The following is a 26,751-nucleotide window of genomic DNA, read 5'->3' on the forward strand; positions in this document are numbered from 1 at the left end:
TTGTTTTAAACTGATCGGTGCCCGAAAGGCACCGCACGGACCATAACGTGACCACGACCCACTACCGCCAGAGCTGGCGGATGCTGAGCCCGGCGGCCCGCCTGCTGGTGTGCAACGGCCTGTTCTTCAACCTCGCCTTCTACATGACCCTGCCCTACCTGGCCTTTCACCTGGGCGGCACCCTGGGGCTGACCGGCTGGGCCAGCGGCCTGGTGATGGGCATGCGGGTGTTCAGCCAGCAGGGCCTGTTCCTGCTGGGCGGTGCCCTGGGCGACCGGCTGGGTTACCGGCCCGCCATCGTGCTGGGCTGCCTGGTCCGCAGCCTGGGCTTTGCCCTGCTCGGCTGGGCCGGGGATCTGCCGCTGCTGCTGCTGGCCGCCTTTCTCACCGGCTTTGCCGGCGCCCTCTTCACCCCCTGCGCCCAGGCCTACCTGGCGTCGGAATGCCTGGACGGCCGCCAGCGCCAGCAGGCCTTTGCCCTGCACAACCTGGCCAGCCAGCTCGGGCTGTTGCTGGGCCCCCTGGCCGGCATGCTGCTCACCGGCATCGACTTTATGGTGACCGGCCTGGTGTCCGGCGGCATCTTCCTGCTGCTGACCGCCCTGCAGTGGCGACTGCTGCCCCCCAGCCCCCGCCATGTGCGGGAGCGGCCGCCCGCCTGGGGCGAACAATGGCGGGACTTGATCGGCAACGGCCCCTTCCTGCGCTTTACCCTGATGGCCGCCGCCTACCAGCTGCTGTTCCACCAGCTGTACCTGGCCGTGCCCGCCTACATCAACAGCCAGCAGCAGGCCACCGGGCTGCTCGGCGGCGTGTTCACCCTCACCGCCATCATCGGCGTGGTACTGCAACTGCCCGCCAGCCAGCTGGTGCAGCGCCGCCTGGGCGTGGCCCGGGGCATGGGGCTGGGCCTGGGGCTGATGGGGGTGAGCTACCTCGCCCTGCCCTGGCTGCAGCCCTGGCCGGTGGCCGCCAGCCTGATGCAGGCGGCCTGCCTGTCGCTGGGCTCCATCCTCTGCTTTCCGCTCTTTGCCGCCCATCTGCCCCACTACGCCGGCGACCGGGCGCTGGGCGGCTATTACGGCTTTTACGCAAGCCTGGGCGGCTGCGTGGCCCTGCTCGGCAACGTGCTGATCGGCGCTCTGCTGGGCGAGGCGGCGGCGACCCCGCCCGCCGCCATCTGGTACGGCCTGGCGCTGTGCGGCCTGGTCGCGGGCTGGGCCCTGTACCGGCAACTGCGGCGGGAAGAACTGGAGGGTTCCGCAGGCGGCTGACGCCGCGCGCGGCCCTACCCGGCAGATCTGCACCTCGGCGCTGGCTTTCATTGCCGAAGTTAATGACAATGACAGCGTCATTAACTTTGGAAATATTGAGCATTCAGGATGAAGAACCTGCCCACGGATTTGCTGCGCACCTTTGTCACCATCAACCAGTTGGGGGGCTTTACCCAGGCGGGGGAAGTGCTGGGGCGTTCCCAGCCGGCGGTGAGCCTGCAGGTGAAGCGGCTGGAGGAGCTGCTGGGCGTGAAGCTGTTCGACCGCGGCCAGGGCTTGCAGCTCACCGAGGAAGGGCAGATGCTGATGAGCTGTGCCCGCAAGATGCTGGAGCTGAACGACGCCCTCGTCTCCCGCCTGGGCTCGCCCAAGGTAAGCGGCTCGGTACGGCTGGGCATTCCCAACGACTTCGAGGTGTCCTTCCTCGCCACCACCCTGGGGCGTTTTTCCCAGTCCTATCCCAATGTGACCCTGGACGTGAGCAGCGACATCAGCGCCAACCTGCTGCACGACTACAAGAAGGGCGCCTACGATCTGGTGATGGCCATCGAGGAGAGCAACCAGCCCCATCCGCGCCTGACCGACTTTATCCTCGACCCCCTGGTGTGGGTGCGCAGCAGCAACCTGATGCTGGAGCCGGGGGCACCGCTGCCGCTGATCCTCTACCCCAAGGGCTGCCTGTACCGCAAGTCGATCATCAACGCCCTCACCCAGGCCAACCTGCCCTGGCGCATCGTGTACAGCACCTCCAGCCTGCTCGGCATCCACGCCGCCATCAAGGCGGGGCTCGGCATCAGCGTGCTGGCCAAGAGCACGGTGCCGGACGATCTGGAACATTCCCCCGAGTATGCCCCCTGCCCGGCGCTGGGCAGCGTGTCGGTGGGCTTTTGCTACAACGGCAACGAGCTGAACGCCGCCAGCCGCATGCTGCTGGATTACCTCAGGAATGCCCTGCACCGGTTGTAGCGGGCCCCGAATCACGCAGGATCATTACATCCGCCCCGAGTTTCGCTACAATATGCCCCTTTTTCCATGGTGGCCCGGTCCGGGCCGGCCGACTTCCCCTACTCCCGGAGCAGTGACTTGGCGCAACAATCCCCGCATTTCAACGATTTTGGACTGGACTCCCGTCTTATCAGGGCCCTCGGCCATCTGGGCTTCGACACCCCCACCGAGATCCAGCAAAAGGCCATTCCGGTGGTGCTGGCCGGCCATGATCTGATGGCCTCGTCCCAGACCGGCTCCGGCAAGACCCTGGCCTTTCTGCTGCCGGCCCTGCACCGGCTGCTGAAGACCCGGGCGCTGAGCAAGCGGGATCCGCGCGCCCTGATCCTGGCCCCCACCCGGGAGCTGGCCAAGCAGGTGTTCGGCCAGTTGCGCTCGCTCACCAGCGGTAGCGGGCTCGACATCGCCCTGCTGCTGGGCGGCGAAAACTTCAACGATCAGCTCAAGGCGCTGCGCAAGTCGCCGGACGTGATCGTGGCCACCCCGGGCCGGCTGGCCAACCACCTGGATAGTCGCTCACTGATGCTGAACGGCCTGGAGCTGCTGATCCTGGACGAGGCCGATCGCATGCTGGATCTGGGCTTCGCGCCCCAGCTGGAGCAGATCCACCAGGCCGCCGACCATCGCCGCCGCCAGACCCTGATGTTTTCCGCCACCCTGGATCACGCCGAGGCGGACGACATGGCCGCGCGCCTGCTCAAGACGCCCAAGCGGGTGGCCGTGGGCGCCGCCAACGCCGAGCACCAGGACATAGCGCAGCGCTTTTTGCTGTGCGACCACCTGGATCACAAGCAGGCGCAGCTGATGCACCTGCTCGGCCACGAGGACTACCAGCAGGCCATCATCTTCACCGCCACCCGCGCCGACACCGAGCGGTTGGCGGCCCTGTTGCAGGAGCAGGGGCAAACCGCCGCCGCCCTGCACGGCGACATGAGCCAGGCCGAGCGCAACCGGATCATGGACGCCTTCGCCCGGGGCCAGCAGCGGCTGCTGATCACCACCGATCTGGCCTCGCGCGGGCTGGACCTGTTGCAGGTGTCGCTGGTGGTGAATTTCGATCTGCCCAAGCAGGCGGAAGAATATGTACACCGCATCGGCCGCACCGGCCGCGCCGGCGCCAGCGGCGCGGCGGTGTCGCTGGTGGGCCCCAAAGACTGGGACGCCTTCAAGCGGATCGAGCGTTTTCTGCAGCAGGACATCGCCTTTGCCGCCATAGAAGGGCTGGAAGGCAAGTTCAAGGGCATCAGGCCCAGGGCGGCCAAGGCCGACGCCAAGGGCAAGGCCAAACCGCGCCCGGCCGGCAAGGGCAAACCCGGCCATACGCCGGTGAACAAACCCGCCAAGCCGGCGCACAGCCGCGCCGAACGCTTTAGCGGCCCGGGCCTGGGCACCGACGACGGCATGGCCCCCATGCGGCGCAAGAAGCCCGGCGGCGAATAAGGCAGGCGGGGAACTTGCCTGGTCGATTGGAGTGACTTGGTTCGTTGGCTTGACCGACCACACAGCCGGGCCACGTTGCCAACGTGGTTCATTGGCAAGCCTCCGCGGGTCGCTCAGATCAGGCTGCGGATCAGATCGCGCAGCCACTGCAGCGCCGGCTGGCGGTCGTGCAGCGGGTGCCAGACGCAGTTGAGGTGGTAGGTGGGCGCGTCTTCCGGCAGCGCCACCATCCGCAGTGGCCAGGCCTCGGCCAGCATCATCGCCACCTTGCGGGGCAGCACCAGCAGGTGATCGCTCTGGCCGACGATGGCCGCCGCCGACATGTAGCTCTGGCTGTTGACCGAGATAGTGCGCTTGCGCCCCTGCCCCGCCAACCAGCGGTCGACGATGGACTCGCGGGTGCCGAGCGGCGAGTGGAACACATGGGGCAAGCCGGTGAGCTGTTCCAGGCTGAGCCGCTCCCCCACCGTGGGGTGCTCCCGGCTGACCACCCCGGCCAGCGGCTCGGTCAGCCAGGTTTCGGTACGCAGCGAGCCGGGCACCTGCATGTACTCGTCGAACCCCAGCACCAGATCCACCTCGCCGTTGGCCAGAGCCCCCTCGGGCAGGCGATCGCGCAATATTTCTATCTCGATGCGCACCCCGGGCGCCTGCGTCTTCAGCCGGCGGATGAGCGGCGGCACCAGCACGCACTCCACATAGTCGGTGGTGCTGAGCACGAAGCGCCGGCCGGAGGTGGCGGGGTCGAAGCGTTCCTCCCGTCCCAGTTCCTGTTCCAGCAGCCCCAGGGCCTGGCGCACAGCCCGGTGCAGGGCCTCGGCCCGGGCGGTGGGCACCATGCCGGTGGCGCTGCGCACCAGCAGGGGGTCTTCGAAGAACTGACGCAACCGGTTGAGGGCATGGCTCATGGCCGGCTGGCTGATAAAGCACTGCTCCGCCGCCCGGGTGACGTTGCGCTGGATCATCAGGGCATCGAAGGCGAGCAACAGGTTGAGATCGAGCTGGTGCAGCTTCATCAAATATTCACCATAAGAATAAAGTGATTAATACTATTCATTTGATGGATGGTAATGCAAGGGTCACACTGAAGCCTGAAGATTCGGGTTGTTGACAAAGAGGTAGCCTGGTTGCCGGTCGGCCAAAGGGCCTGCACCGCCGACACGCTGTAAATACCTCCCTGTACGCTCGCACATGCCATCCCTGGCATGTGACGGTCGTCGGTGCAGGCCCTTTGACCTCCTCTTCCATTACGAGGCTGTCTGCCTGGGGTCATTCCACCCCAACAACCCAGTGACAATTCACTTGTATAAGGAGTTCACCATGGCAATGGTTACCGTGGCCGCCACCCAGATGGCCTGCAGCTGGAACAAAGAAGAGAACATCGCCCGCGCCGAGCAGCTGGTGCGCCAGGCCGCCGCTCAGGGTGCCCAGATCATTCTGATCCAGGAACTGTTTGAAACTCCCTATTTCTGCATCGACCAGAGCCCCGAGCACTTCGCCCTGGCCCAGGAAGTGGACAACAGCCCGCTGATCCGCCACTTCCAGGCCCTGGCCCAGGAGCTGGAGGTGGTGCTGCCGCTCAGCTTCTTCGAACGCGCCGGCAACGCCCACTACAACTCCCTGGTGGTGATCGACGCCGACGGCAGCCTGCTGGACCTGTATCGCAAGACCCATATCCCCAACGGCCCGGCCTATCAGGAGAAGCAGTTCTTCACCCCCGGCGACACCGGCTTCAAGGTGTGGCAGACCCGCTACGCCAAGATCGGCGTGGGCATCTGCTGGGATCAGTGGTTCCCGGAAACCGCCCGCAGCCTGGCGCTGATGGGCGCCGAACTCATTTTCTTCCCCACCGCCATCGGCTCCGAGCCCGCCTACCCGGAGATCGACAGCCAGCCCCACTGGACCCGAACCCAGCAGGGCCACGCCGCCGCCAACCTGGTGCCGGTGATCGCCTCCAACCGCATCGGCACCGAGCAGAGCAAGTACATCGACGGCCTGGAGATGACCTTCTACGGCTCTTCCTTTATCGCCGACCAGTTCGGCGAGCTGGTGCAGCAGGCGGACAAGACCTCCGAGTGCGTGCTGGTGCACAGCTTCGATCTCGACGCCATCGCCAAGACCCGCATCAGCTGGGGCCTGTTCCGCGACCGCCGCCCGGCCATGTACCAGGCGCTGATGACCTCCGACGGCAAGACCCCGGGAGGCCGCTGATGGAACAGCTGAACGGCTTTTATATGCCCGCCGAATGGGCGCCCCAGCAGGCGGTGTGGATGATCTGGCCGCACCGGCCCGACAACTGGCGCGAGCAGGGCGCCCCGGCCCAGGCCACCTTCGCCCGGGTGGCCGAGGCCATCGCCGCCGCCACCCCCGTCTACATGGCGGTGCCGGCAAAGGAAATGGACAAGGCCCGGACGGTGATGCCGCCCCAGGTCACGCTGGTGGCCATCGAAAGCGACGACGCCTGGGCCCGGGACACGGGGCCGACCGTGGTGGTGAACGGCAAGGGAGAGGCCGTCGGCATCGACTGGCGCTTCAACGCCTGGGGCGGCCATGAGGGCGGCCTCTACCACCCCTGGGACCAGGATCAGGCCATGGCCCGGGCCATGCTGGCGGTGCACGGGCTGCCGGCGGTGGCCAGCCCGCTGGTGCTCGAAGGCGGTTCCATCCACGTGGACGGCGAAGGCACCCTGCTCACCACCGCCGAGTGCCTGCTCAACCCCAACCGCAACCCCCACCTGAGCCAGGCGGACATAGAGCAGCACCTGAGGGAAACCCTGGGCGTCAGCCACTTTATCTGGCTGCCGGAAGGGGTCTATATGGACGAGACCGACGGGCATATCGACAACATGGCCTGTTTCGCCCGCCCCGGCGAGGTGGTGCTGCACTGGTGCGAGGATGAAAGCGATCCCCAGTACGCCCGCAGCCGGGCGGCGCTGGCGGTGCTGGAGCAGGCGGAGGACGCTAGGGGCCGCAAGCTCAAGGTGTGGAAGCTGCCCCAGCCCGGCCCGCTGTATGTGACCGAGGAGGAAGCCGCCGGGGTGCAAAGCGGTGCCGCCGTACCCCGGGTGGCCGGTGAGCGGCTGGCGGGCTCCTACGTGAACTTCCTGATCAGCAACCGGCGGCTGGTGTTCCCGCTGCTGGACGAGCGCACCGACGACGAGGCCCGGCAGCTGCTGGAAACCATCTTCCCGGAGCTGGACGTGGTGGGGGTGCCGGCGCGGGAGATCCTGCTCGGCGGCGGCAATATCCACTGCATCACCCAGCAGATCCCGGCGGTGTAACCCCCGGGGATTGGCCGATATGGCTGGAGCGCAGGCGGCCCGCCCGCGCTCCACCGGTCAGGAGCCAAGCTGCAAACATCGTTTGCCGCTGTAGGTGCCGCTTTAGCACAAACCGGCGCCCAATTTCCGCATTCCCCGCCCTTTGCCGGTTTGCGCCACGTGAACGGGCGCCTACAGGTGAGATATCGCACTGCTCACGTCTTAAATTGATCGGTGCTCTAGGCTATGGACGGTCGAATACATTCGACGGGGCCCTTACCCGAACCGGGCCAGGCGGAAGGGCGCCAGATCGAAGCCGGGGTCGCCGTCCAGCATCCAGTGGGCGAACAGCTCGCCCAGCACAGCGGCGAACTTGAAACCGTGGCCCGAGCAGGCGCTGGCGAAAAACAGCCGCTCGTGTTCCGGATGCCGGTCCAGGATAAAGTCCTCATCCGGGGTGCGGATATAGTGGCAGGCCTTGCCCTCGATAAGCTCCCCCACCCCGGGCAGATAGGCCCGCACAACGGCATCCAGCTCCGCCCTGTCCTCTTCAAAAGCACCAAACGGCGCCAGCGGCTCGCCCGGAGCCAGGGGCTGGCCACCATCGTGGCGGCCCAGCTTGAAACCGGCGCCGTCCAGGGTCGGGAAGCCGTAGTAGATGCCTTCGGCCAGATCGGCGGAAAAGCCCGGAAAGCAGCCGGGGCCCATGGCTTTCTCGTCGGCCCGGTACCAGGCGAAGGTCTTGCGCACCCGGGTGAGCGGCAGGCTCAGTCCCAGGCCGGCGAGCAGGGTGACCGTATGCTGGCCGGCGCAGAGCAGCGCCTTGCTCGCACGGATTTCCCCCTGGGCGGTGCTGGCCGTGACCCCGCCTTTGCTATCCATGCTCAGTGCCCGCACGGCGCTGTGTTCGAGCAACCGGGCACCCGCCCGTTCGGCCAGACGGCGCCAGGCCAGCAGTGCCCGCTCGCAATACAGCACCCCGGCCTCCGGCTCGAAGGCGCCGGCCAGCCCCGCCGGCAATTGCCAGGCAGGCCAGCGACGGGCGATCTCGTCCCTTGCCACTTGCTCCAGCGCCAGGCCGTATTCCCGGGCGCTGGCCGCCACCTGATGGATAAAGGGGCTGTCGGCGCGTCCCAGGTTCAGCACGCCACAAGGCAGCAGCAGCGGCTCGCCGCTCTCGGCTTCCAGTTCCTGCCAGAGCCGGCGGGCGCGCAGCAGCAGGGGCACATAGCGGGCGCCCTCGCCGTAGGCGTAACGGATCAGCCGGGTGCTGCCGTGATGCGAACCCAGGGCATGGGGCGGCGCACCCTCGTCGAGCAGCACTACCCGGGCCCCGCGCCGGGCCAGTTGATAACCCGCGGCCAGGCCCACCGAGCCCGCCCCTATCACCATGATATCCGCCTGCATCTTTGCTCCCTTGGTCGGATCTTGAGGTCACCCAAATAACAAGGCCCCGCCTGCATCCACAGGCGGGGCCCCGATCCGGTGCTTACTGGGGCCGCACCGAGCCCTTGAGTCCGGTCAGCCGCTCCAGGGCGCCCAGCTGCTGCTCCAGGCTGGCCTTGCTGTCGGGACCGACCCAGACCCGGTTCAGCTCGCCCTGGCGCGGCACCGCCGGGGTGGTCTGGGCCCGATAGCCGGCGGCGCGCAACTTGGCGACCAGGGCATTGACGTTGTCCGCGTTGCGGAAAGCCCCCAGTTGGACGATATAGCTGCCACCCTGGGACTGCACCGGCTGGGGCGCGGGCTGGGGCGCCGGTGCCGGCTGGATAATGGGCGCCGGCTGAATGATGGGGGCCGGCTTGATCACCGGCGCCGGCCGGGGCGTCGGCTGGGCGGCTACCTGGGGCGCGGGTTGCGGTGCCGGCTGGGGAGCCGGGGCCGGTTGCGGCGCGGGCCTGGGCTCAGGCTGAACCGCCGGTTGTGGCGTCGGCGCTGGCTGGGCCGCGACCTGGGGCTCCGCCCTGGGCGCCACCGGCGGGGCTTCTTTCATTTCTTCCAGGGTCCAGACCTCGGGTTTGGGTTCCACCGTGGGCTCCGGCGGCCGGGCCGCCAGCTCGGCTTCCGCGACCGGCGGCGCCGTGATGGCCGGGCGGGCCGGTTCGAGCTCGGGCCGCAGGGGAATACTCACCGCTTCATCGGGGGCCGTTTGCTGCTTGCCGTCAAGCAGATCGGGCAGAAAGATCACGCCGAGCGCCACCAGGAGCACGGTGCCTACCAAACGATGCTGAAATTGTGTTGCCAAAGAAGCCTCTTATTCGCTTGCCGGTTGTTGTGCCTTGCTCGCCAGCACCTCGGCCACCGTGTAGAAGGAGCCGAAGGCGATGACGACATCCTGTTCACCGCAGTCCGCCTGGGCCGCCTGCAGGGCCGCCGCCACCGAATCGAAGCAGCGCCCGCCCGGCTGCAGCCGGGCCAGCTCGTCGGCGCTGGCGCCGCGCGGGCCACCCAGACCGGCCAGATACCAGGCATCCACCAGGGGCGACAGCGGCGCCAGGCTGGCGGCGATGTCCTTGTCCTTGAGCATGCCCACCACCGCCAGCCGCCGGCCGGACACCGGCAGTGCCGCCAGCCGCCCGGCGAGATAGGCCGCCGACTCGGGGTTGTGAGCCACGTCCACCCACAGCCGGGGCTCCAGTTGCTGCATGCGCCCGCTCAGGCGGGCCTGACGCAGGCCGGTGCGCACCGCCTCTTCGCCGATACGAAAGGGGGACAGCGCCAGCACGGCCAGGGCGGTGGCCGCGTTCATCACCGGCAGCGCCGGCAGCGGCAACCCCTCGAGCCGCCAGCCCAGCCCGTCGAAGGACCAGCTTCCGTCCTGCTGCGCCCAGCGGTAGTCCCGGCCGACGCAGGAAAGCGGCGTGCCGAGCCGCTCGGCCTGGGCCAGCAGGCTGGCGGGCGGCATGGGATCGCCGCACACCGCCGCCTTGCCGGTGCGGAAGATGCCGGCCTTTTCAAAGCCGATGGCTTCCCGATCCGGCCCCAGCCAGTCGGTATGATCGAGGGCGATGGTGGTGATGACGGTCTGCTCCGAGTCCACCACATTGGTGGCGTCCAGCCGCCCGCCCAGGCCCACCTCCAGCAGCACCACCTCCGGCGCCGTCGCCCGGAACAGCCAGAGCGCGGCCAGGGTGGTGAACTCGAAATAGGTCAGTGCCGTGTCGCCCCGGGCTTGCTCGACCGCGGAGAAGGCGGCACAAAAGGCCTCTTCGGACGGGCTCTCGCCATTGATGCGCACCCGCTCCCGGTAGTCGAGCAGGTGGGGCGAGGAATAAACCCCCACGCTGTGGCCGGCGGCGCTCAGCATGGCCTCGAGCAGGGCACAGGTGGTGCCCTTGCCGTTGGTGCCGCCCAGGGTGATCACATGGCTCGGCAGCCGGAGCAGGCCGAGCCGTCCGGCCACCAGGCCCATCCGTTCGAGCCCCAGCTCGATATGGGCGATGTTCAGGCCTTCCAAAAAGGCAAGCCAGTCCTGGAAGGACCGGCTTGTGATGGCATCGGTGGTGCGGTTCATCAGAACTCGGCCGGCTCCTGGTTCATCAGCTTGCCGATCAGGCCCGCCAGGCGATCGCGCATCTCGCGGCGATCGATGATCATGTCGATGGCGCCGTGCTCCAGCAGGAACTCGCTGCGCTGGAAGCCTTCGGGCAGTTTTTCGCGCACCGTCTGCTCGATGACGCGGGGGCCGGCGAAGCCGATCAGGGCCTTGGGCTCACCCACGTTGACGTCGCCCAGCATCGCCAGGCTGGCGGACACACCGCCCATGGTCGGGTCGGTCAGCACCGAAATAAAGGGCAGGCCGGCCTGGGACAGGCGGTTGAGGGCGGCGCTGGTCTTGGCCATCTGCATCAGGGAGAACAGGGCTTCCTGCATGCGGGCGCCGCCGGAGGCGGAGAAACACACCAGGGCGCGGTTTTCCGCCAGGCAGGTCTCCACCGCCCTGACGAAGCGCGCGCCCACCACCGAGGCCATGGAGCCGCCCATAAAGGAGAACTCGAAGGCGCAGGCCACCACCGGCAGCCCCTTGAGGGTGCCCTTGAGCACCACCATGGCGTCCTTTTCGTTGCTGGCCTTCTGGGCCGCGCTGATCCTGTCCTTGTACTTCTTGGAGTCCTTGAACTTGAGCACGTCCTGGGGCTCCAGCTCGGCGCCCAGCTCCTCGCGGCCGTCCTGATCCAGGAACTTGTCCAGCCGTACCCGGGCACCGATGCGCATGTGGTGGTCGCACTTGGGGCAGACTTCCAGGTTGCGATCCAGCTCGGCACGGTACAGCACCTGTTCGCAATTGGTGCACTTGGTCCAGACCCCTTCCGGAATATTGTGCCGACGCACACCGATGTTCTTGTTCTTGGGGAGAATTTTCTCAAGCCAACTCATGGAAATCCTTAGCGTATTGCATAGTTATCACGCAGTTTGATCAGGTTGGGCACCGCTGTCAACGGCATGGCGCCCGGGGTCCGGCAGCGGGCCGGCCCGACAACCTCGATGGCCATGGGATCCCCGAGCGGGGACGGGCCATTTTTCTGGCTGGCATTAAACCATATAACTGCATGCAGGTTGATAAAAAACTGGTAGTGGCGGCACTGGTCTTACCGCTATTCGACCAGGGTGTCGGGCAGCCAGAGGGGGCCCGGAGGCGCCTTGGGCAGACCGAATTCCTCCGGGTAGTCCACTTCCACCAGGTAAAGGCCGCCCGCCTTGGCGGTCACCCCGGCCAGGTTGCGGTCCCGCCCCTCCAGCACCGCTTTCACCCAGCCTGCCTCGGCCTGGCCCATGCCCACCTGCAGCAGGGTGCCGGTGATGTTGCGCACCATATGGTGCAGGAAGGCGTTGGCCTTGATGTCCAGCACCACATAGTGGCCGTGGCGCCGGACATTCAGGTGCATGACGTTGCGATAGGGGCTGTTCGACTGGCACTGCACCGCCCGGAAGGCACTGAAATCCCGCTCACCCAGCAGGCACTGCCCCGCTTCGTGCATCTTGTCGGCATCGATGGAGCCGACATAGTGGCTGACGCCGCGACCGTGGATGGCGGGCCGCATATTGTGGTTGAAGATGATGTAACGGTAGCGTCGGGCGGTGGCGCTGAAGCGGGCGTGGAACGCCTCCCCCACCGGCTTGACCCAACGCACCGCGATGTCCGGCGGCAGGTTGGCGTTCATGCCCAGGGTCCAGGCCCCGGCCGGACGTTCGGCCTGGGTGTCGAAGTGCACCACCTGGTTGGTGCCGTGCACACCGGCATCGGTACGCCCGGCGCACTGCACCTCTACCGGATGATCGGCGATTTTTGAAAGGGCTTTTTCCACCTCTTCCTGGATGCTGGGGACTTCCCGTTGCCGCTGCCAGCCGTAATAGCGGCTGCCGTCATACTCTATGCCAAGGGCAATGCGCATAATCAGTTCCAAGGTCAAAAAAGGACGGCAATTATACCCGTTGACGCGGTAAATTGAAGAACCGGCCTCCGGGTGAGGCCGGTGGTGGGCGGGTTATCGTTTGGCCAGCCGCTGCAGCAGCTTGCGGGCGTCGGCCTGTTGCTCGGCATTGCCCTGCTCGATCACCTCGTTGAGCAGTTCGCGGGCGCTGTCGATGTCCTCGATTTCGATATAGGCCCGGGCCAGATCCAGCTTGGCCCCCAGGCCACCCTCGTCCAGATCGATATCAATATCCCGGCCGCGGCCCAGCACATCGGCATAGTCGTCCAGTTCGAGCTCCAGCTTGCGCTCGTAGTCGCGCTCAGGCCCCTCGCCGAGATCCGCCTCTTCCATCAGCTTGTCCACCGATACATAGGGTTCGCGAACGGGTGCTTGGGCCTGTCTGATCTCCTCCTGCGCCGGCGCCACGGCTTCCATGGCCACCTCCCGGGGTTCCCGCGGCGGCTCGGCCGGTTCGCCGGCATCGAACAGCAGATCATCGATATCGTCGTTCGAAACCTTGTTCTTGGTGTCTCCCCCCAGGGTCGACTCGTCATCGAACAGCATCTGCGACAGATCCGGCTCGGGCTCGGGTTCCTGCTCGGCCACCGTCTGCTGGCGCAGGGCTTCCTGCTCTTCCTGCAGTTGCTGCTCCTCGAGGAAGCGGGCAAAGGTGTCCTCGTCGATATCCCGCTCGCTCTCCCGGACCTCGGGCGCAGGCTCGAGGTCGGGCTCGGCAGAGGACTCGAACCGGGGAGTCGGCTCGGGCTCGGTGGTGGCGAACAGATCGTCAAATTCGTTGCGCTCGTCCATCATGGCCGAGGTGCTTTCGGCCAGCTCCCGCTCCTGCTCGGCCAGCTCCCGCCTGACCCTGTTGCGCCACCACAGGGTGAAGAGCGCCAGCAACAGCAGGGCCGGCAGGGTCAGCACCAGGGCCAGGTTGAGCGGATTGCGCAGCAGTTCATCCAGCCAGCGGCCGATGCCGGGAGAAGCCGCCGCGGGCGCGGCCCCTTCCCGCGCCATCTTCAGTTCGTTCACTTCCGCCGTCAGCTGACTCAGGCGCTGGCGCAACGCCTGGTTGTTGTCGGCCAGGGCCGCCAGTTGTTCGTTGGACATGGCCACCTGTTCGCGCAGCTCGTCCATCAGCCGAACCTGCAGCCGGGCCAGGGCCATTTCCTCGGCCTGCTCCGGCGCTGGCACAACCGCAGGCCGAGTGGACGGCGTGGCGTCCGCGGGAGCCTGGGGAGTGGCGGCCACCACAGGCGCGGCCACGGTCGGGACAGCCGCCGGGGGTGGCGTGGCCACCGCCGGCGCGGTGGCCGGCCTGGGCTCGCTCAGCACGGTGCCGGCCGGGCGGGCCGGCTCCGCCGGCTTGGCCGCTGCAACCGTGGACGCCGGTGCCGGAGACGCCGGTGCCGGGCGTGGCGCGGCGGCGGGCCGGGGAGTCGCAGCGGTTTCCTGCCTGGGCGCCGTGGCCGCCCGGGTGGCGGTGCGGTTGCCCTGCTGGCTCAGCCGCCGGAATTCGGCCTCCGCTTCGCGTGGCGATCGCTGCTGGGCCTGGGACTGAGTCGGCAACCGCAGGGTGGCTCCCCGCTGCAGGTAGTTGATATTGCCACGCACGAAAGCGTTGGGGTTAAGATGATAGAGCGCCACCATGGTCTGCTGTACCGTGACCGGGGCACGGGTATGGCGGGCGGCGATGGCCCAGAGGGTATCGGTACTGCGGATGGGGCCGTAGCGTCCCGGGGCCGGCGCGGGGGCCGGCTGCGGCTGGACGGACGGCACGGCGGCCGGAGATGTTGCCGGGGCCGGCGCTTCCGTTTCCGGCCCGCGCAGCTCGATATAAAACTCGCCCTGGGCGAAGGACGGCGCGGAGCAGGCCAGCCACAGGGCCAGACCGGAGCTAAGGTGTGGTCTGAGTCGTCTCATTATGTATCCAGTATCCTTTTCCTGACGCTTCACCGGGGCAACCGGCGGGCTTGGCTCGCCATGGCACAAGTGTAGAAAAAAACAGTGCCAATAGGAACTTATCTGTCCAGGTTATGCTGTCTTAGCCTTATCGGCCGCGGTGCCTCAAGCTTTAAACCCCAGGGCGGCGAGGTCGTTGTCAACCCCCAGCAGACGCAGGGAGCCCAGCTCCCGGCGCTGGGGATAGTCCTTGCGCAGCCGGTCGAAGAAACCGGGCTGGCCCAGGGCCCGGCGAAAGGCGAGATCGTCCCGCTCGATATCGTAAACCAGCCGCACCAGGCGTTCGAGCAGCGCTTGCTCCGGCACCTCGGCCAGGGTCACGGCCGCCACCGGGGGAGACGGCAGCAGTTGCCCGGGGGTGACTGCCACCGCCCGCCCCTGCTGGGTGCACAGGGCCTGGTAGAGGGCGAAGGTGCCCCTGACCTTGCCCTCCAGGCTGTAGCCGGCGATATGGGGCGTGGCGAGCAGCACATGGGGTACCAGGGGCGCCAGCACCTCGGGCTCGTGCTCCCACACGTCCATCACCAGGGTCAGGGGCTCAGGTCCCTGTTGGCGCTGCAACAGGGCCCGGTTGTCCCATACGTCCCCCCGGCAGGCGTTGATCAGCACCTGCTCCCCATCCAGACCGGCAATGCGGGCCTCGTCCAGCAGGTGCCAGGTGGGATGTTCGCCATCCCGGACCAGGGGCACGTGGAAACTGACGATATCCGCGCGCAAGGCCTGGTCAAACTCGACAAAAGCCGTCGGATCCCGTTCGGCCAGCAAGGGGTCGCACAACAGTACCTCCATGCCCAGCGCCCGGGCCCGGCCGGCCACCTCGGATCCGGTATTGCCGGCCCCGATCACCGCCAGGGTCTTGCCGGCGAGTTGCCAGCCCTTGTGGACCGCTACCCGCAGCAGGGCCGCCAGCAGATAGTCGCCCACCGCCACCTTGTTGCAGCCCGGCGCACTGGCAAAACCGATGCCGCGGCGGGCCAGCAGGCCGGTGTCCACGTGGTCACAGCCGATGGTGGCCGTGCCCACGAAGGCCAGGCGCCCGGCCTGGGCCAGCAGGGCCTCGTCCACCCGGGTGATGGAGCGTACCAGCAGCACGTCCACGTCCCGCAGCTGCCCGGGACTGATCTCCCGGCCGGGGCAGGTCGTCACCTCGGCCCAGTCGCCAAACAACTCCTGCACGAAGGGCATGTTTTCATCGGCCAGCAATTTCATCGGTTACCTCCTTGAACGGCCAGGCATTGTACCCCGAGTCGCCCCGGGCTTCAGCTGTAATCCGCCCGCGCTTTTGCTAGACTCGCGACTTTGTCGCCATTCACTCCCTCACCTATGACTTTGAAGCTATTCCTTGGCGTGCTGGCCTTGCTGGTCCTGCCCGTCGCCATCGCCAGCCTGGGCTACCACTGGCACTGGCACTGGTTTCCCCTGCTGGATCTGGACGAACTGCCCGCCCTGCTGGCCTACGGCCTGACCCTGTCGGTCGGGGAAACCGGCATTCTTATCACCCTGGTGCTGCTGAGCGCCCTCACCCTGCATCGCTGGCGGCGCCGCCCCGGCCAGTTTCTGGTGTTCTTTCTCTGCCTGATGACCGCCCTGGGCGGCGCCTTCGTCACCAAGACCCTGGCCAAGCAGTACTTCAAGGAGCCCAGGCCCTATGTGCTCTGGCTGGAGGAGCAGGGCAAGATCGACAGCAGCAGTTTCTATGCCCAGCGGGAGGCGATCCGCGAGCAATGGCTGGCCGAGGGCCTGAGCCGGGTGTCCGAGCAGCAGATCCCCCGCTGGCTCAAGCTGCACTGGCAGGAAGAGGTGAACTATTCCTTCCCTTCCGGCCACTCCATCGCGGCCATGACCATCGCGGCCTTCTTCTGCCTGCTGCTGGCCTACCGCCGTGCCTCGCCCTGGCTGGTCACCGCCCTGGCCGGCTGGGCGGTGGCGGTGTGTTACTCCCGCCTGCTGCTGGGCCTGCACTGGCCCGCCGATATCCTGGCCAGCAGCCTGCTCGGCTTTCTGTTCGGCGCCCTGGGCGCCTGGGGCTTTATCCGCTGGGATCGACGGAAACTATAGCGAGGCGTGAAGCGTGAAGCGTGAAGCGTGAAGCGTGAAGCGTGAGCAACAGTGGAGATGCTTCCGATCCCGACGCAACAAAAAAGCGCCCGCGGGCGCTTTTTTACTTGTGTTATCAGAGCCTTCAGCCCTTGTACTTGCTGAACACCAGGCTGGCGTTGGTGCCGCCGAAACCGAAGCTGTTGGACATCACGGTGTCCAGCTCGGCTTCTTGATATTCGGTGACGATGGGCAGGCCCTGGGCCTTCTCGTCCAGCTCGGTGATGTTGATGCTGGGGGCGATAAAGCCGTGCTCCAGCATCAGCAGCGAATACACCGCCTCGTGCACGCCGGCGGCACCCAGGGCGTGGCCGGTCATCGCCTTGGTGGCGGAGATGTAGGGCGCCTGGTCGCCGAACAGGCCGTGGATGGCCTCCAGCTCCTTGACGTCGCCCACCGGGGTGGAGGTGCCGTGGGTGTTGATGTACTGCACCGGCGCCGGCGCCGTGGCCATGGCCTGCTTCATGCAGCGTACCGCGCCCTCGCCGGAGGGAGCCACCATGTCGTAGCCGTCGGAGGTGGCGCCGTAACCGGTGATCTCGGCGTAGATCTTGGCGCCGCGCTTCAAGGCGTGCTCCAGCTCTTCCACCACCAGGATGCCGCCGCCACCGGAGATGACGAAGCCGTCGCGGCCGGCGTCGTAGGTGCGGGAGGCCAGCTCCGGGGTCTCGTTGTACTTGCTGGACAGGGCGCCCATGGCGTCGAACTGCAGCGCCAGGGTCCAGTCCACTTCTTCACCGCCGCCGGCGAAGACGATGTCCTGCTTGCCCATCTGGATTTGTTCCAGGGCGTGGCCGATGCAGTGGGCCGAGGTGGCGCAGGCGGAGCTGATGGAGTAGTTGATGCCCTTGATCTTGAAGGGAGTGGCCAGGCAGGCGGAGGTGGTGGACGACATGGTGCGCGGCACCATGTAGGGGCCGACCCGACGCACGCCTTTCTCGCGCAGGGTGTCGCAGGCCTCGATCTGGTTCTTGGAAGAAGCACCGCCGGAGCCCACCACCAGGCCGGTGCGCTCGTTGGACACCATGGACTCGTCGAGTCCGGCGTCGGCAATGGCCTGCTCCATGGAAAGATAGGCGAAGGCGGCGGCATCGCCCATAAAGCGCATGACCTTGCGATCGATATGCTCGGCCGGGTTCAGTTTGATGTTCCCCCATACCTGGCTGCGCAGCTTGTAGTCCGCGAACTGCTGGGAGAAGCTGATACCGGAGCGGCCCGCCTTGAGGGAAGCCAGGACCTCTTCCTTGTTGTTGCCTATGCTGGACACCACACCGATACCGGTAATGACTGCTCTTCTCATCTATCTTTCCTACTGTCTTGATTTGGCGCCAATTCTAACCACAAAACATGGTCAAACTGGTCTGCTTTCACATAAAATGACCGCTTTTACGGCCCCGGAGGTTCAGTGTCACCCCACATCATCACGACCGCTCGCCTGGACTGGAATGACCAGGGCACGCCGGTCGCCGCCGCGTTCGACGATGTCTACTTTTCCAACGACAACGGCCTGGCCGAAACCCGTTATGTGTTCCTGGGCCAGAACGGCCTGCCCGGACGCTTCGTCGATCACGACCGTGCCCTGTTCGTGGTGGCCGAAACCGGCTTTGGCACCGGCCTCAACTTTCTGGCCACCTGGCAGGCCTTTATCGACTATCGTCGGCAGCATCCGCAAGGTAACGCCCGGCGCCTGCACTTTATCAGCGTGGAAAAATACCCGCTTTCCCACACCGATCTGCGACAGGCCCTGGGCCAGTGGCCAGAGCTTAGCACTTTAAGCGAACATTTGTTAGCTGAATATCCGCTGGCCGTGAGCGGCTGTCACCGGCTGTGGCTGGCGGAAGACGTCTGCCTGGACTTGTGGCTGGGCGACGTGGCCGAACTGCTGCCCCAGATGGAAGCGGGCCTGCTCGGCAAGGTCGACGCCTGGTACCTGGACGGCTTCGCCCCCAGCAAGAACCCCGAGATGTGGACCCCCGAGCTGTTCCGGGAGCTGGCCCGGCTGGCCAGGAACGGCGCCACCCTGGCCACCTTTACCGCCGCCGGTTTCGTTCGCCGGGGGCTGCGGGAGGCCGGCTTCGAGGTGGCCCGGGTCAAGGGCTTCGGCCGCAAGCGGGAAATGCTGGCCGGGCACCGCCGTCCCGACATCCGCGCCCCCTACCCAACCCCCTGGTACTGGCGCCGCCCCGGCCGGGGCACCCATACCGCCATCGTCGGCGCCGGCGTGGCCGGGGCCGCCCTGGCCCATGCCCTGACCCGGCGCGGCCACCGGGTGACGCTGCTGGAGCAGGCCGCCGAGCCAGCAGCCGGCGCCTCCGGCAACCGCCAGGGCGCCGTCTATCCACTGCTGAACGGCGATCACGACACTCTGAGCCGCTTCTACCTGCAGGCCTTCCTGTACGGCCGGCGGGCGCTGCCGGCCCTGGCCGGACGCCGGCCCTTCAGCCACGACTGGTGCGGCGTGGTACAACTGGCCCACGACGACAAGAGCGGCGCCAAGGTAGCCAAGCTGCTCGAGGGACACTTTCCCGATGAAGTGGTGCGCCCGCTCGATGCGAACGCCGTCCGGGACACCACCGGCATCGACGCCGGGCTTGCCGGCGTGCTCTACCCCCTGGGCGGCTGGGTCTGCCCCTTCGAGCTGACCCGGGCGCTGCTGGCCGAGGCCCGGGCGAGCGGCCTGCTCGACTGCCGCTTCAATACCCGGGTCACCGTACTGAGCCAGGACGGCGGGCGCTGGCACCTGAACACCAGCGGCGACGATCTTTACGCCGACAACGTGGTGCTGGCCAACGGCCATGAAGTCACCTCCCTGCACCAGACCGAAGAACTCGCCCTCTATCCGGTGCGGGGCCAGGTCAACCACCAGCCCACGGCACCGCAACTGGCGCCGCTCAGAACCGTGGTCTGCTACGAGGGCTACCTGACCCCGGCCTGGCAGGGACAACACTGCGTGGGCGCCAGCTACGGCCGCCAGCAGACCGGCCTGGACTACCGCGCCGGGGACGAGCAGGACAACCTGGACAAGCTGGTGCGCACCCTGCCCGCCCTGCAGGGGCTCCAAGCCATGGCCGGCGCCGGCCGGGTGGGCATCCGCGCCGCCTGCCGGGACCACCTGCCGCTGGCCGGTGCCGCTCCGGACAAGCAGTCCCAGCTGGCGCAGTACGGCGGCATGCACCGCAAACCCGACGAGATCCTGCCGCTGGCGGCGGATCATGCCGGTCTCTATGTGCTGTCGGGACTGGGCTCCAGGGGCATGTGCTCGGCGCCGCTGCTGGCGGAATTGATGGCCGCCCAGTTGCTGGACGAGCCCTACCCGCTGGCGCGGGAGCAGCTGGCGGCGCTCAATCCCAACCGGCACTGGCTGCGCAAGCTGCAAAAGGGCAAGGCGGTGGACTGAGTCATTGCGGGCGGATCAACCCCAGGTTGCGGCCGTAATCGTTCTGCTGCTGGAAATCCCGCAGCAGAGTCTGGGCGATCTCCAACTGATGATAGCCCACGTTGTCCGCCACCCGCCGCAGCTGATCGCAGCTCGGCTGGGGGGCTATCTCGAACAGGGAGCGCTCCAGCCACTCCGCCGCCAGCAGGGCCCGTTCCCGCACCAGCCGCTCGTAGGCGGTGAGAGCCAGGCGGTAATTTTGCCATTCCGGCGTTTGCGGCCACTCCAGGGGCTCGGTCACGGTGGCGGTAAGCGACACCAGCACCTGGGCCGGCAGGCAGCCCTGCTCGACCTCCTGCCCCGACAACTGCCAGGACATCCGGTAATCCACATCCGCCAGGCTCGGCTCCAGGGCGCTGGAGCCGTATACGTCCACCGTCTGCCGGGCCTTGAGCACCATTTCGGCACTGGCAGGCATGGCCAACAGCAGCATCAAGGCACAACTTAATCGTGTCACTGTGTTTCTCCCTGGAGCATCCCTTGGGGCAGCTTCTGCCTCATTATAGGACGGCGAGGGGCCTCAAGTCATTTGAGTCTAGCCTCGAGCAGGTGAAAATTAACGCAGTCGCCTCGCGCCCGGACCGGGATGACCTGACATCCGCAGCCCGCCCCTATATAGTGCAACTAACTGTTTATTGGCTGGAGAGCTGCATGATCACCGCCTATACCCTGAACGGAAAGTCCCTCGACATCCAGCCACTGACCGTGGCAGACAGCCTGCCGCCCAAGACCCTGTGGCTGGACATCTTCAAACCCGATGAGGAAGAACAGAGCTGGATGAAGCAGCTGTTCGTCGAGGAGGCGCCCGAGCTGGACGAACTGGACGACATCGAGGCCTCGGCCCGTTTCTACCGGGACAAGGACGGCCTGCACATCCATTCCCTGTTCCCCCAGCGCCTGGGCAAGGAAATCGACGGCATCAACGTGCTCTTCACCCTGCGCAACGACATGGTGATCAGCCTGCGGGAGGATGATCTGGGGCTGATGCGGCTGCTGCGCCACTACATGCGCCAGGACCGGCTGGAAGTGGAGGACGCCCCGGATCTGCTGCTGGAGATCTTCCAGCTCAAGATAGAGTACATATCGGACCTGATCGAGGATGGATACAAGACCCTGGAGGACACCGGCAAGGAGGTGCTGCAGGTGGACGACCTGCACAGGACCATGTCGGATCTGATGCACCTGGAAGACGGCAACGGCCATGTACGCCTGGCGCTGTACGACACCCGCCGCGCCCTGCGCTTCCTCAAGCGTTCCCTGCGCCGGGGCGCCAGCGACGAGCAGCGCAACTGGATAGACGAGATGCTCTACGACATCGAATCCCTGCTGCCCCACACCCAGTTCCTGTTTGACAAGATCAACTTCCAGCTGGAGGCGGCCATGGGCTTTACCAGCCTGGAACAGAGTAAGGTGATCAAGATCTTCTCGGTGGCCGCGGTGGTGTTCCTGCCGCCGACGCTGATCGCCAGCATCTACGGCATGAACTTCGAGATCATGCCGGAGCTGGGTTTCGAATACGGTTACCTGATGTCGCTGGTGATGATGCTGATGTCCGCCTGCGGCACCTACTACTTCTTCAAGCGCAAGGGCTGGCTGTAACTGCCTGTTTGAGATCTGCTGAAGTCGGCCAAAGTGTACTACTCTGCCGACACGCTATAAAATAGGGCACTCGCCGTTGCGGCCTGCTGCGAACATTCACTGGATGTTCGGTCAGGCCGCAATGGCTCGTCACGGCGAGCGAGCTCGCCCCATGTACGCTCTCTGTTTCATCCCTGAAACAGAAGGTCGGCAGAGCAGCTCCTTTTGCCCTCCCCATCCGCGCCGGTGTTGCCTGCCGGCACAACCATCAGACGGCACCGGAGCTGGAAAGAGGCAAGAGGATTACCGGTGATAGAAGCGCCGACCGTGCTCGGCCCGGCGGCCGGCGCTGAAGGCGGACACCCGCTTCAGGTAGCCGATCACCCGGGTGGCGTGATCGATGTTCTCGCTGCCGCACTGCCCGCACGCCCAGTCGGTATGCTTGCTGATATGGCCGCAGTCGTTGCACAGGGTGCTGCGCACGTTGACGGTGAAATAATGGCAGCCGGTGCTGGCGGCGATGCGGTAGAGCTGCAGGTAGCCGGCCTGGCTCAGGTGCTCGTCCAGGTTGAGGTGCAGCGCCGAGCCGCCGTCCAGGTACTGCACCAGATCCCGGCCGTGCAGCACGAACTTGTCGAGCACCTGGGTCCCCTCCTCGTCCTCCACCACATAGAAGTAGGAGTTGTAGCAGTCCCGCGGCACTGCATAGCCGTCGGCCCTGTCCCACTTGGCGTTCTTCACCCCCAGGTTTTCCGCCGGCACGAACTCGGTGTTGAACAGGTAGCCGTACTCCTGCCGCGCCACCCGGTTGGCGTCGTAGATGATCTTGAGCCGCTCGCTGACAAAGCGCTGGTAATCGGGGTTGTTGCCGACCTTGATGCCCCGGTACTCCGCCGCCTCCACCATGCCGTTGATGCCGATGGTGAGGAACTGCTTGTCCAGGCTGATAAAGCCGGCGTCGTAAACGGTGAGAATGCCGTTTTCCAGGAAGTCTTCCATCAGCTTGCGGTAGGCCACCTGATAGCGCTGGATCTTGTGGATCTCGGTCAGCAAATCGCGGTCGTCCTGCTCCAGCCGGTTCATGTTGAGGGTGATGACGTTGATCGAGCCGGTGGCCACCCCGCCCGCCCCCAGGGTGTAGGAGAAGGTATGATCGCTCACCTCGTTGCGCAGCCGGCAGCAGGAGGCCAGGGAGTCGGCGCTGTCCGACATGTAGATGAAGAAGCTGTTGCCCCGGCTCATCTGTCCGGCGCACAGCTCGGCGAAGGCCTCATCGGCGGGGGCGCCGTCCCGGGTCAGCATGGCGGCGGTCACCACCGGGAAGGTCAGCACCGCCTTGCGCCGCTCTTCGTTGAACCAGTCGAGGAAATGAGCCTGCAGCCGGAACACCGACTCGGCCTCGGGCCGGCTGCCGTCGGGGAAGACGAAAAACTCGAACATGGTGTTGAAATAGTCGCGATCGAACAGGGAAATATTCCAGAACACGCTCTGGTAGCCCCTGGCCGCCGCCGGCTGGTTGATGGCGTAGACCACGTGCTGCAGATGGTTGTTGATGGCGTGGGCATGCTCGGTGAGGTAGTCGTCGCCGTAGTCCTTGCGGGCGAAATAATCGAAGTAGGTCAAAAACTCCACCGTGGCCACGGCGCCGGCGAACTGGGCGCTGATGGCGAACACCAGGTTGACGAAGGCGCCGCAGAAGGACTCCAGGTGCCGGGGCGCCTTGCTCTCGCCACCGAGCCGGGTCAGGCCGTCGAGCAGGAAGGGATACATGGTGATGGACACGCAGTAGGGCTTGAGACTGGTTTCATCGTGCACGTAAATTTCGTGGTTTTCTATTTGCCGCTCGTACTCGGTGGCGAGATCGGCGCCGAACAGCTCGGCAATCTTGTTCTTCACCAGCCCGCGGTTTACCTGCACGAAAAAGTCCTTCATCAGCTCCGCCTCGGCGGTGGCGATGTTTTTCTGGGTCACGTTGGCATTGGGATCCATCTTGGAGCCATCCGCCGCGTTGGGCGCCTTCATGTAAGCGTTGAAGCTGTCTACCTTGGCGCGCAACTGCTCCGGGTGCAGACGTATCATGACCTTCTCCAAAAAGTGTGATTGAGCGATTCACCCGTGCTCAGGCAAATCAGCCGTTGGTTAGTGTCTCTGGAGTCGAGACCGCCGAGATCGGCCCGCCAGGGGCCCGTCTTGAGGTAGTCGAGTTCGGCCAGCAGCGATCGGCCCACCCGTTCCCGACCGGTGTAAAGGCAGGTTTTGAGCCCCTGCCGCCGCACCTGGCGCAGCAACGCCAGCAGCGCCTCCCGGTCCCATTCTCCACCGAAAAACAACACACAGGTCAGCAGCCCCCGGTAACGCTCGAGCCAGTCCTGCAGCCGCTCGCCGGTGAGCGGGCTGCCCGCTTGCGGGTCCCAGCTGTCACGACTGTGGCAGCCCGGACAGGCCAGGGGGCAGCCGGTCACCAGCCAGGCCAGGCTGACCTCGCCGGGCACTTCCTGCAGTACCACCCTGGGTTCGAAGGCATTGAGCATCACTCGGCACCAAACACTATATGTTGTGTATTAATGCTAGATATAAACACCATATATTGGAACAGGGCGATTTATCGATCTCGCCTTTCCCTGATCTGGATCAGGCTTTGAATACTAACAGTCATATCAAATACATATTAATAGGCAGGAGCCTGAGATGGCGCCGGACGGGGCTTTGTGTTATCACACGCGATAACAGACAGCGTGATAAGGAGCTCGGGATGCGGAGCAGGATCACCGTGGCGGGGCTCGTCGCCCTTGCCCTGAGCGGTTGCGACAATAATGAAGTGGGCGATGTCTCCCTTGGCGTGTTCACCACCAAGGACATCAAGATAGAGGTGCTGACCGACCCGGCGGTCACCGGGGTGACCTGCCATATCTCCAACGTGGTGGCGGATCTGAGCCTGGCGGATCCGTCCGACATGTCGATCAGCTGCCGCCAGACCGGCGAGATCACCCCCGCGATGATAGCGGCGGTGGACAAGTCCAAAAGCGGCGAGATCCTGTTCAAAAAGTCGAAGAGCATCTTCCTGAAAAGCCTGAAGATCCGTCGGATCTACGACGAGACCAGCCAGACCCTGCTGTACGTGGCCTACAGCACCAAGGAAACCGAAGGCAGCTTCAAGCACTCCCTGTCGACCGTGCCCCTGTGGGATACCGCGGCGTATCAGGCGAAGCCCTAGCCGGAAGCCGGAAGCCTCCAGCTTCTGGTTCAGCTGCGGATTAGCTGCTCCCGCAACAGGTGGATGCGATCGCGCACCGCGGCCGCCTGCTCGAACTCCAGGTTGCGGGCATGGTTGAGCATGACCTTCTCCAGCTCGTCGATCTGGTGGCTAAGCTCCTTGGCGCTGGGCAGGTGCGTCGGCACCGGGGTCTTTTCCTTGGCGCGCTTGGAGCCGACCCGCTTGGTGCCGTCCAGATCCATCACATCGGTGATGCGCTTGTTGAGCCCCTTCGGCACTATGCCGTGCTCTTCATTGAATGCCTGCTGCTTGGCCCGGCGACGCTCGGTTTCTCCGATGGCGGCGGCCATGGAGCGGGTGATGCTGTCCGCATAGAGGATGGCCTTGCCGTTCAGGTTGCGCGCCGCCCGCCCTATGGTCTGGATAAGGGAGCGCTCGGAGCGCAAAAAGCCCTCTTTATCCGCGTCCAGGATAGCCACCAGCGACACCTCCGGCATGTCCAGCCCTTCCCGCAGCAGGTTGATGCCCACCAGCACGTCGAACTGGCCCAGGCGCAGGTCGCGGATGATCTCCATCCGCTCCACGGTGTCGATATCGGAATGCAGGTAGCGCACCCGCACCCCGTGATCGTTCAGGTATTCGGTGAGATCCTCCGCCATCCGCTTGGTGAGGGTGGTGACCAGCACCCGCTCGTCCCGCTCGGCACGCAGCTTCGCCTCCGACAACAGATCGTCCACCTGGGTCGCCACCGGCCGCACTTCCAGCTCGGGGTCGAGCAGGCCGGTGGGGCGCACCACCTGCTCGGCGATGTCGTCGCCGGACTTGTCCAGCTCGTAGGGGCCGGGGGTGGCGGACACGAACACCGTCTGCGGCATCAGCGACTCGAACTCCTCGAAGCGCAGGGGCCTGTTGTCCAGCGCCGAGGGCAGGCGGAAGCCGTATTCCACCAGGGTCTCCTTGCGCGAGCGGTCGCCCTTGTACATGCCGCCGATCTGGGGCACGGTGACGTGGGACTCGTCGATGATCAGCAGGCCGTCGCCGGGCAGGTAGTCGAACAGGGTGGGTGGCGGCTCACCCTCGGCCCGCCCCGACAGGTAGCGGGAATAGTTTTCTATCCCCGAGCAGTAGCCCAGCTCCTGGATCATCTCGATGTCGAACTGGGTGCGCTGGCTGATGCGCTGCTCTTCCAGGAGCTTGTTGGCCGCCAGCAACTGGCTCTTGCGCGCCTGCAACTCCACCTTGATCTGTTCGATGGCCGCCAGCAGGGTCTCGCGCGGGGTCACGTAGTGGGTCTTGGGGTAGATGGTGAAGCGCGCCAGGGTCTGCTGCACGGCGCCGGTGAGCGGGTCGAACAGGCTGATGCGCTCGATTTCGTCGTCGAACAGTTCCACCCGCACCGCCTCGCTGTCGGATTCCGCCGGGAAGATATCGATCACCTCCCCCCGCACCCGGAAGGTACCCCGCTGGAAAGCGGCATCGTTGCGGCTGTACTGCAGCTCCGCCAGCCGGCGCAGCATGTCGCGTTGCTCCAGCCGGTCGCCGGTGCGCAGGTGCAGCATCATGCTCAGGTAGGACTGGGGATCGCCCAGGCCGTAAATGGCGGACACCGAGGCGACGATGATCACGTCCCGCCGCTCCATCAGCGCCTTGGTGGCCGACAGCCGCATCTGCTCGATATGGTCGTTGATGGAGGCGTCCTTTTCGATAAAGGTGTCGGTGCTCGGCACATAGGCCTCGGGCTGGTAGTAATCGTAGTAGGAGACGAAGTACTCCACCGCGTTGTGGGGAAAGAACTCCTTCATCTCGCCGTAGAGCTGGGCCGCCAGCGTCTTGTTGGGCGCCAGTATCATGGTGGGCCGGTTGAGGGCGGCGATAACGTTGGCCATGGTAAAGGTCTTGCCCGAACCGGTCACCCCCAGCAGGGTCTGGTGCGCCAGGCCCGCCGCTATGCCCTCCAGCAACTGGGCAATGGCCCTGGGCTGATCGCCGCTGGCTTGATAGTCGCTGACCAGTTGGAACGCTTTGCTCATTACCTTTCTCCTCTTGCGCCAGGGCCCAGTTTACCCCC

22 protein-coding genes are annotated in these 26,751 nt (G+C 65.8%); 9 read left to right on the forward strand and 13 right to left on the reverse strand.

The annotated features are described in order from the left end of the window. The first annotated feature begins 47 nt into the window (after positions 1-47). The 3 genes from AN401_RS11035 to AN401_RS11045 all read left to right on the forward strand — a co-directional run bounded on the left by AN401_RS11035 (position 48) and on the right by AN401_RS11045 (position 3,719). Positions 48-1,274: an MFS transporter gene (locus tag AN401_RS11035; protein ID WP_096779382.1), complete on the forward strand. Its 1,227-nt coding sequence runs from the start codon at positions 48-50 to the stop codon at positions 1,272-1,274. 108 nt (positions 1,275-1,382) lie between these two features. Continuing rightward, a complete protein-coding gene (locus tag AN401_RS11040; protein ID WP_094041013.1) occupies positions 1,383-2,240 on the forward strand; it encodes a LysR substrate-binding domain-containing protein in 858 nt (285 codons plus the stop codon). Positions 2,241-2,357: 117 nt separating this feature from the next. Then, positions 2,358-3,719, forward strand: a complete 1,362-nt coding sequence (locus AN401_RS11045; protein WP_198401719.1) for a DEAD/DEAH box helicase — start codon at positions 2,358-2,360, stop codon at positions 3,717-3,719. A 113-nt stretch (positions 3,720-3,832) separates the two neighbouring features. Here the strand turns inward: AN401_RS11045 and AN401_RS11050 are convergent, their stop codons facing one another. Then, positions 3,833-4,735: a LysR family transcriptional regulator gene (locus AN401_RS11050; RefSeq protein WP_096779384.1), complete on the reverse strand. Its 903-nt coding sequence runs from the start codon at positions 4,733-4,735 to the stop codon at positions 3,833-3,835. A gap of 304 nt (positions 4,736-5,039) precedes the next feature. Between AN401_RS11050 and aguB the strand changes: the two genes are divergently transcribed. Together aguB and aguA are read left to right on the forward strand one after the other, a co-directional pair. Then, positions 5,040-5,930 carry an N-carbamoylputrescine amidase gene (gene aguB, locus AN401_RS11055; RefSeq protein ID WP_096779385.1) on the forward strand — a complete coding sequence of 297 codons (891 nt, stop codon included), beginning with the start codon at positions 5,040-5,042 and terminating at the stop codon, positions 5,928-5,930. Beyond that, entirely contained in the window at positions 5,930-7,000 is a 1,071-nt protein-coding gene (gene aguA, locus AN401_RS11060; protein WP_096779386.1) for an agmatine deiminase, read from the forward strand. Before aguB ends, aguA begins: the two co-directional genes overlap by 1 nt. A 255-nt stretch (positions 7,001-7,255) precedes the next feature. Here aguA and solA read toward each other — a convergent pair whose 3' ends face one another. From solA to AN401_RS11095, 7 genes are all read right to left on the reverse strand, one after another. Beyond that, the gene (solA, locus tag AN401_RS11065; RefSeq protein WP_096779387.1) at positions 7,256-8,386 is read right to left on the reverse strand and encodes an N-methyl-L-tryptophan oxidase; all 1,131 of its coding nucleotides are present in this window, start codon (positions 8,384-8,386) and stop codon (positions 7,256-7,258) included. 82 nt (positions 8,387-8,468) lie between these two features. Then, a complete protein-coding gene (dedD, locus tag AN401_RS11070) occupies positions 8,469-9,224 on the reverse strand; it encodes a cell division protein DedD (RefSeq protein WP_096779388.1) in 756 nt (251 codons plus the stop codon). A 9-nt stretch (positions 9,225-9,233) separates the two neighbouring features. Beyond that, positions 9,234-10,493 carry a bifunctional tetrahydrofolate synthase/dihydrofolate synthase gene (gene folC, locus AN401_RS11075; RefSeq protein ID WP_096779389.1) on the reverse strand — a complete coding sequence of 420 codons (1,260 nt, stop codon included), beginning with the start codon at positions 10,491-10,493 and terminating at the stop codon, positions 9,234-9,236. Beyond that, a complete protein-coding gene (accD, locus tag AN401_RS11080) occupies positions 10,493-11,356 on the reverse strand; it encodes an acetyl-CoA carboxylase, carboxyltransferase subunit beta (RefSeq protein ID WP_094041407.1) in 864 nt (287 codons plus the stop codon). Before accD ends, folC begins: the two co-directional genes overlap by 1 nt. 218 nt (positions 11,357-11,574) lie before the next feature. Beyond that, positions 11,575-12,372 carry a tRNA pseudouridine(38-40) synthase TruA gene (gene truA / locus AN401_RS11085; protein WP_094041406.1) on the reverse strand — a complete coding sequence of 266 codons (798 nt, stop codon included), beginning with the start codon at positions 12,370-12,372 and terminating at the stop codon, positions 11,575-11,577. A gap of 93 nt (positions 12,373-12,465) precedes the next feature. Further along, the gene (locus AN401_RS11090; RefSeq protein WP_096779390.1) at positions 12,466-14,319 is read right to left on the reverse strand and encodes a FimV/HubP family polar landmark protein; all 1,854 of its coding nucleotides are present in this window, start codon (positions 14,317-14,319) and stop codon (positions 12,466-12,468) included. 144 nt (positions 14,320-14,463) lie between these two features. After that, on the reverse strand, positions 14,464-15,567 hold the full coding sequence (locus AN401_RS11095; protein WP_094041400.1) for a 4-phosphoerythronate dehydrogenase: 1,104 nt from the start codon (positions 15,565-15,567) through the stop codon (positions 14,464-14,466). Between the two features lie 114 nt (positions 15,568-15,681). Between AN401_RS11095 and AN401_RS11100 the strand changes: the two genes are divergently transcribed. Beyond that, positions 15,682-16,416 (forward strand): phosphatase PAP2 family protein, encoded by a 735-nt coding sequence (locus tag AN401_RS11100; protein WP_094041401.1) that lies wholly within the window; start codon positions 15,682-15,684, stop codon positions 16,414-16,416. Positions 16,417-16,540: 124 nt separating this feature from the next. On the opposite strand, the gene fabB is transcribed toward AN401_RS11100, so the two are convergent. Continuing rightward, positions 16,541-17,755 (reverse strand): beta-ketoacyl-ACP synthase I, encoded by a 1,215-nt coding sequence (gene fabB / locus AN401_RS11105; RefSeq protein ID WP_096779391.1) that lies wholly within the window; start codon positions 17,753-17,755, stop codon positions 16,541-16,543. Between the two features lie 105 nt (positions 17,756-17,860). Between fabB and mnmC the strand changes: the two genes are divergently transcribed. Beyond that, positions 17,861-19,852, forward strand: a complete 1,992-nt coding sequence (mnmC, locus tag AN401_RS11110) for a bifunctional tRNA (5-methylaminomethyl-2-thiouridine)(34)-methyltransferase MnmD/FAD-dependent 5-carboxymethylaminomethyl-2-thiouridine(34) oxidoreductase MnmC (RefSeq protein ID WP_096779392.1) — start codon at positions 17,861-17,863, stop codon at positions 19,850-19,852. A gap of 1 nt (position 19,853) precedes the next feature. On the opposite strand, the gene AN401_RS11115 is transcribed toward mnmC, so the two are convergent. After that, positions 19,854-20,348 (reverse strand): DUF922 domain-containing protein, encoded by a 495-nt coding sequence (locus AN401_RS11115; RefSeq protein ID WP_232513288.1) that lies wholly within the window; start codon positions 20,346-20,348, stop codon positions 19,854-19,856. 194 nt (positions 20,349-20,542) lie between these two features. Here AN401_RS11115 and corA point away from each other — a divergent pair, with 194 nt between their 5' ends. Next, positions 20,543-21,490, forward strand: coding sequence for a magnesium/cobalt transporter CorA (gene corA, locus AN401_RS11120; RefSeq protein ID WP_094040254.1), 948 nt, complete (start codon positions 20,543-20,545; stop codon positions 21,488-21,490). Positions 21,491-21,772: 282 nt separating this feature from the next. On the opposite strand, the gene nrdD is transcribed toward corA, so the two are convergent. Further along, the gene (gene nrdD / locus AN401_RS11125; RefSeq protein ID WP_096779393.1) at positions 21,773-23,548 is read right to left on the reverse strand and encodes an anaerobic ribonucleoside-triphosphate reductase; all 1,776 of its coding nucleotides are present in this window, start codon (positions 23,546-23,548) and stop codon (positions 21,773-21,775) included. Next, positions 23,545-24,000, reverse strand: coding sequence for an anaerobic ribonucleoside-triphosphate reductase activating protein (nrdG, locus tag AN401_RS11130; RefSeq protein WP_094040252.1), 456 nt, complete (start codon positions 23,998-24,000; stop codon positions 23,545-23,547). Before nrdG ends, nrdD begins: the two co-directional genes overlap by 4 nt. Positions 24,001-24,221: 221 nt before the next feature. Between nrdG and AN401_RS11135 the strand changes: the two genes are divergently transcribed. Beyond that, the gene (locus AN401_RS11135; RefSeq protein WP_094040251.1) at positions 24,222-24,683 is read left to right on the forward strand and encodes a CreA family protein; all 462 of its coding nucleotides are present in this window, start codon (positions 24,222-24,224) and stop codon (positions 24,681-24,683) included. Positions 24,684-24,712: 29 nt separating this feature from the next. Here the strand turns inward: AN401_RS11135 and uvrB are convergent, their stop codons facing one another. Next, positions 24,713-26,713 (reverse strand): excinuclease ABC subunit UvrB, encoded by a 2,001-nt coding sequence (gene uvrB, locus AN401_RS11140; protein ID WP_096779394.1) that lies wholly within the window; start codon positions 26,711-26,713, stop codon positions 24,713-24,715. Positions 26,714-26,751: the final 38 nt, after the last annotated feature.

Origin of the sequence: Zobellella denitrificans (assembly GCF_002407485.1) — a bacterium.
Classification (GTDB): Bacteria; Pseudomonadota; Gammaproteobacteria; order Enterobacterales; family Aeromonadaceae; genus Oceanimonas; species Oceanimonas denitrificans.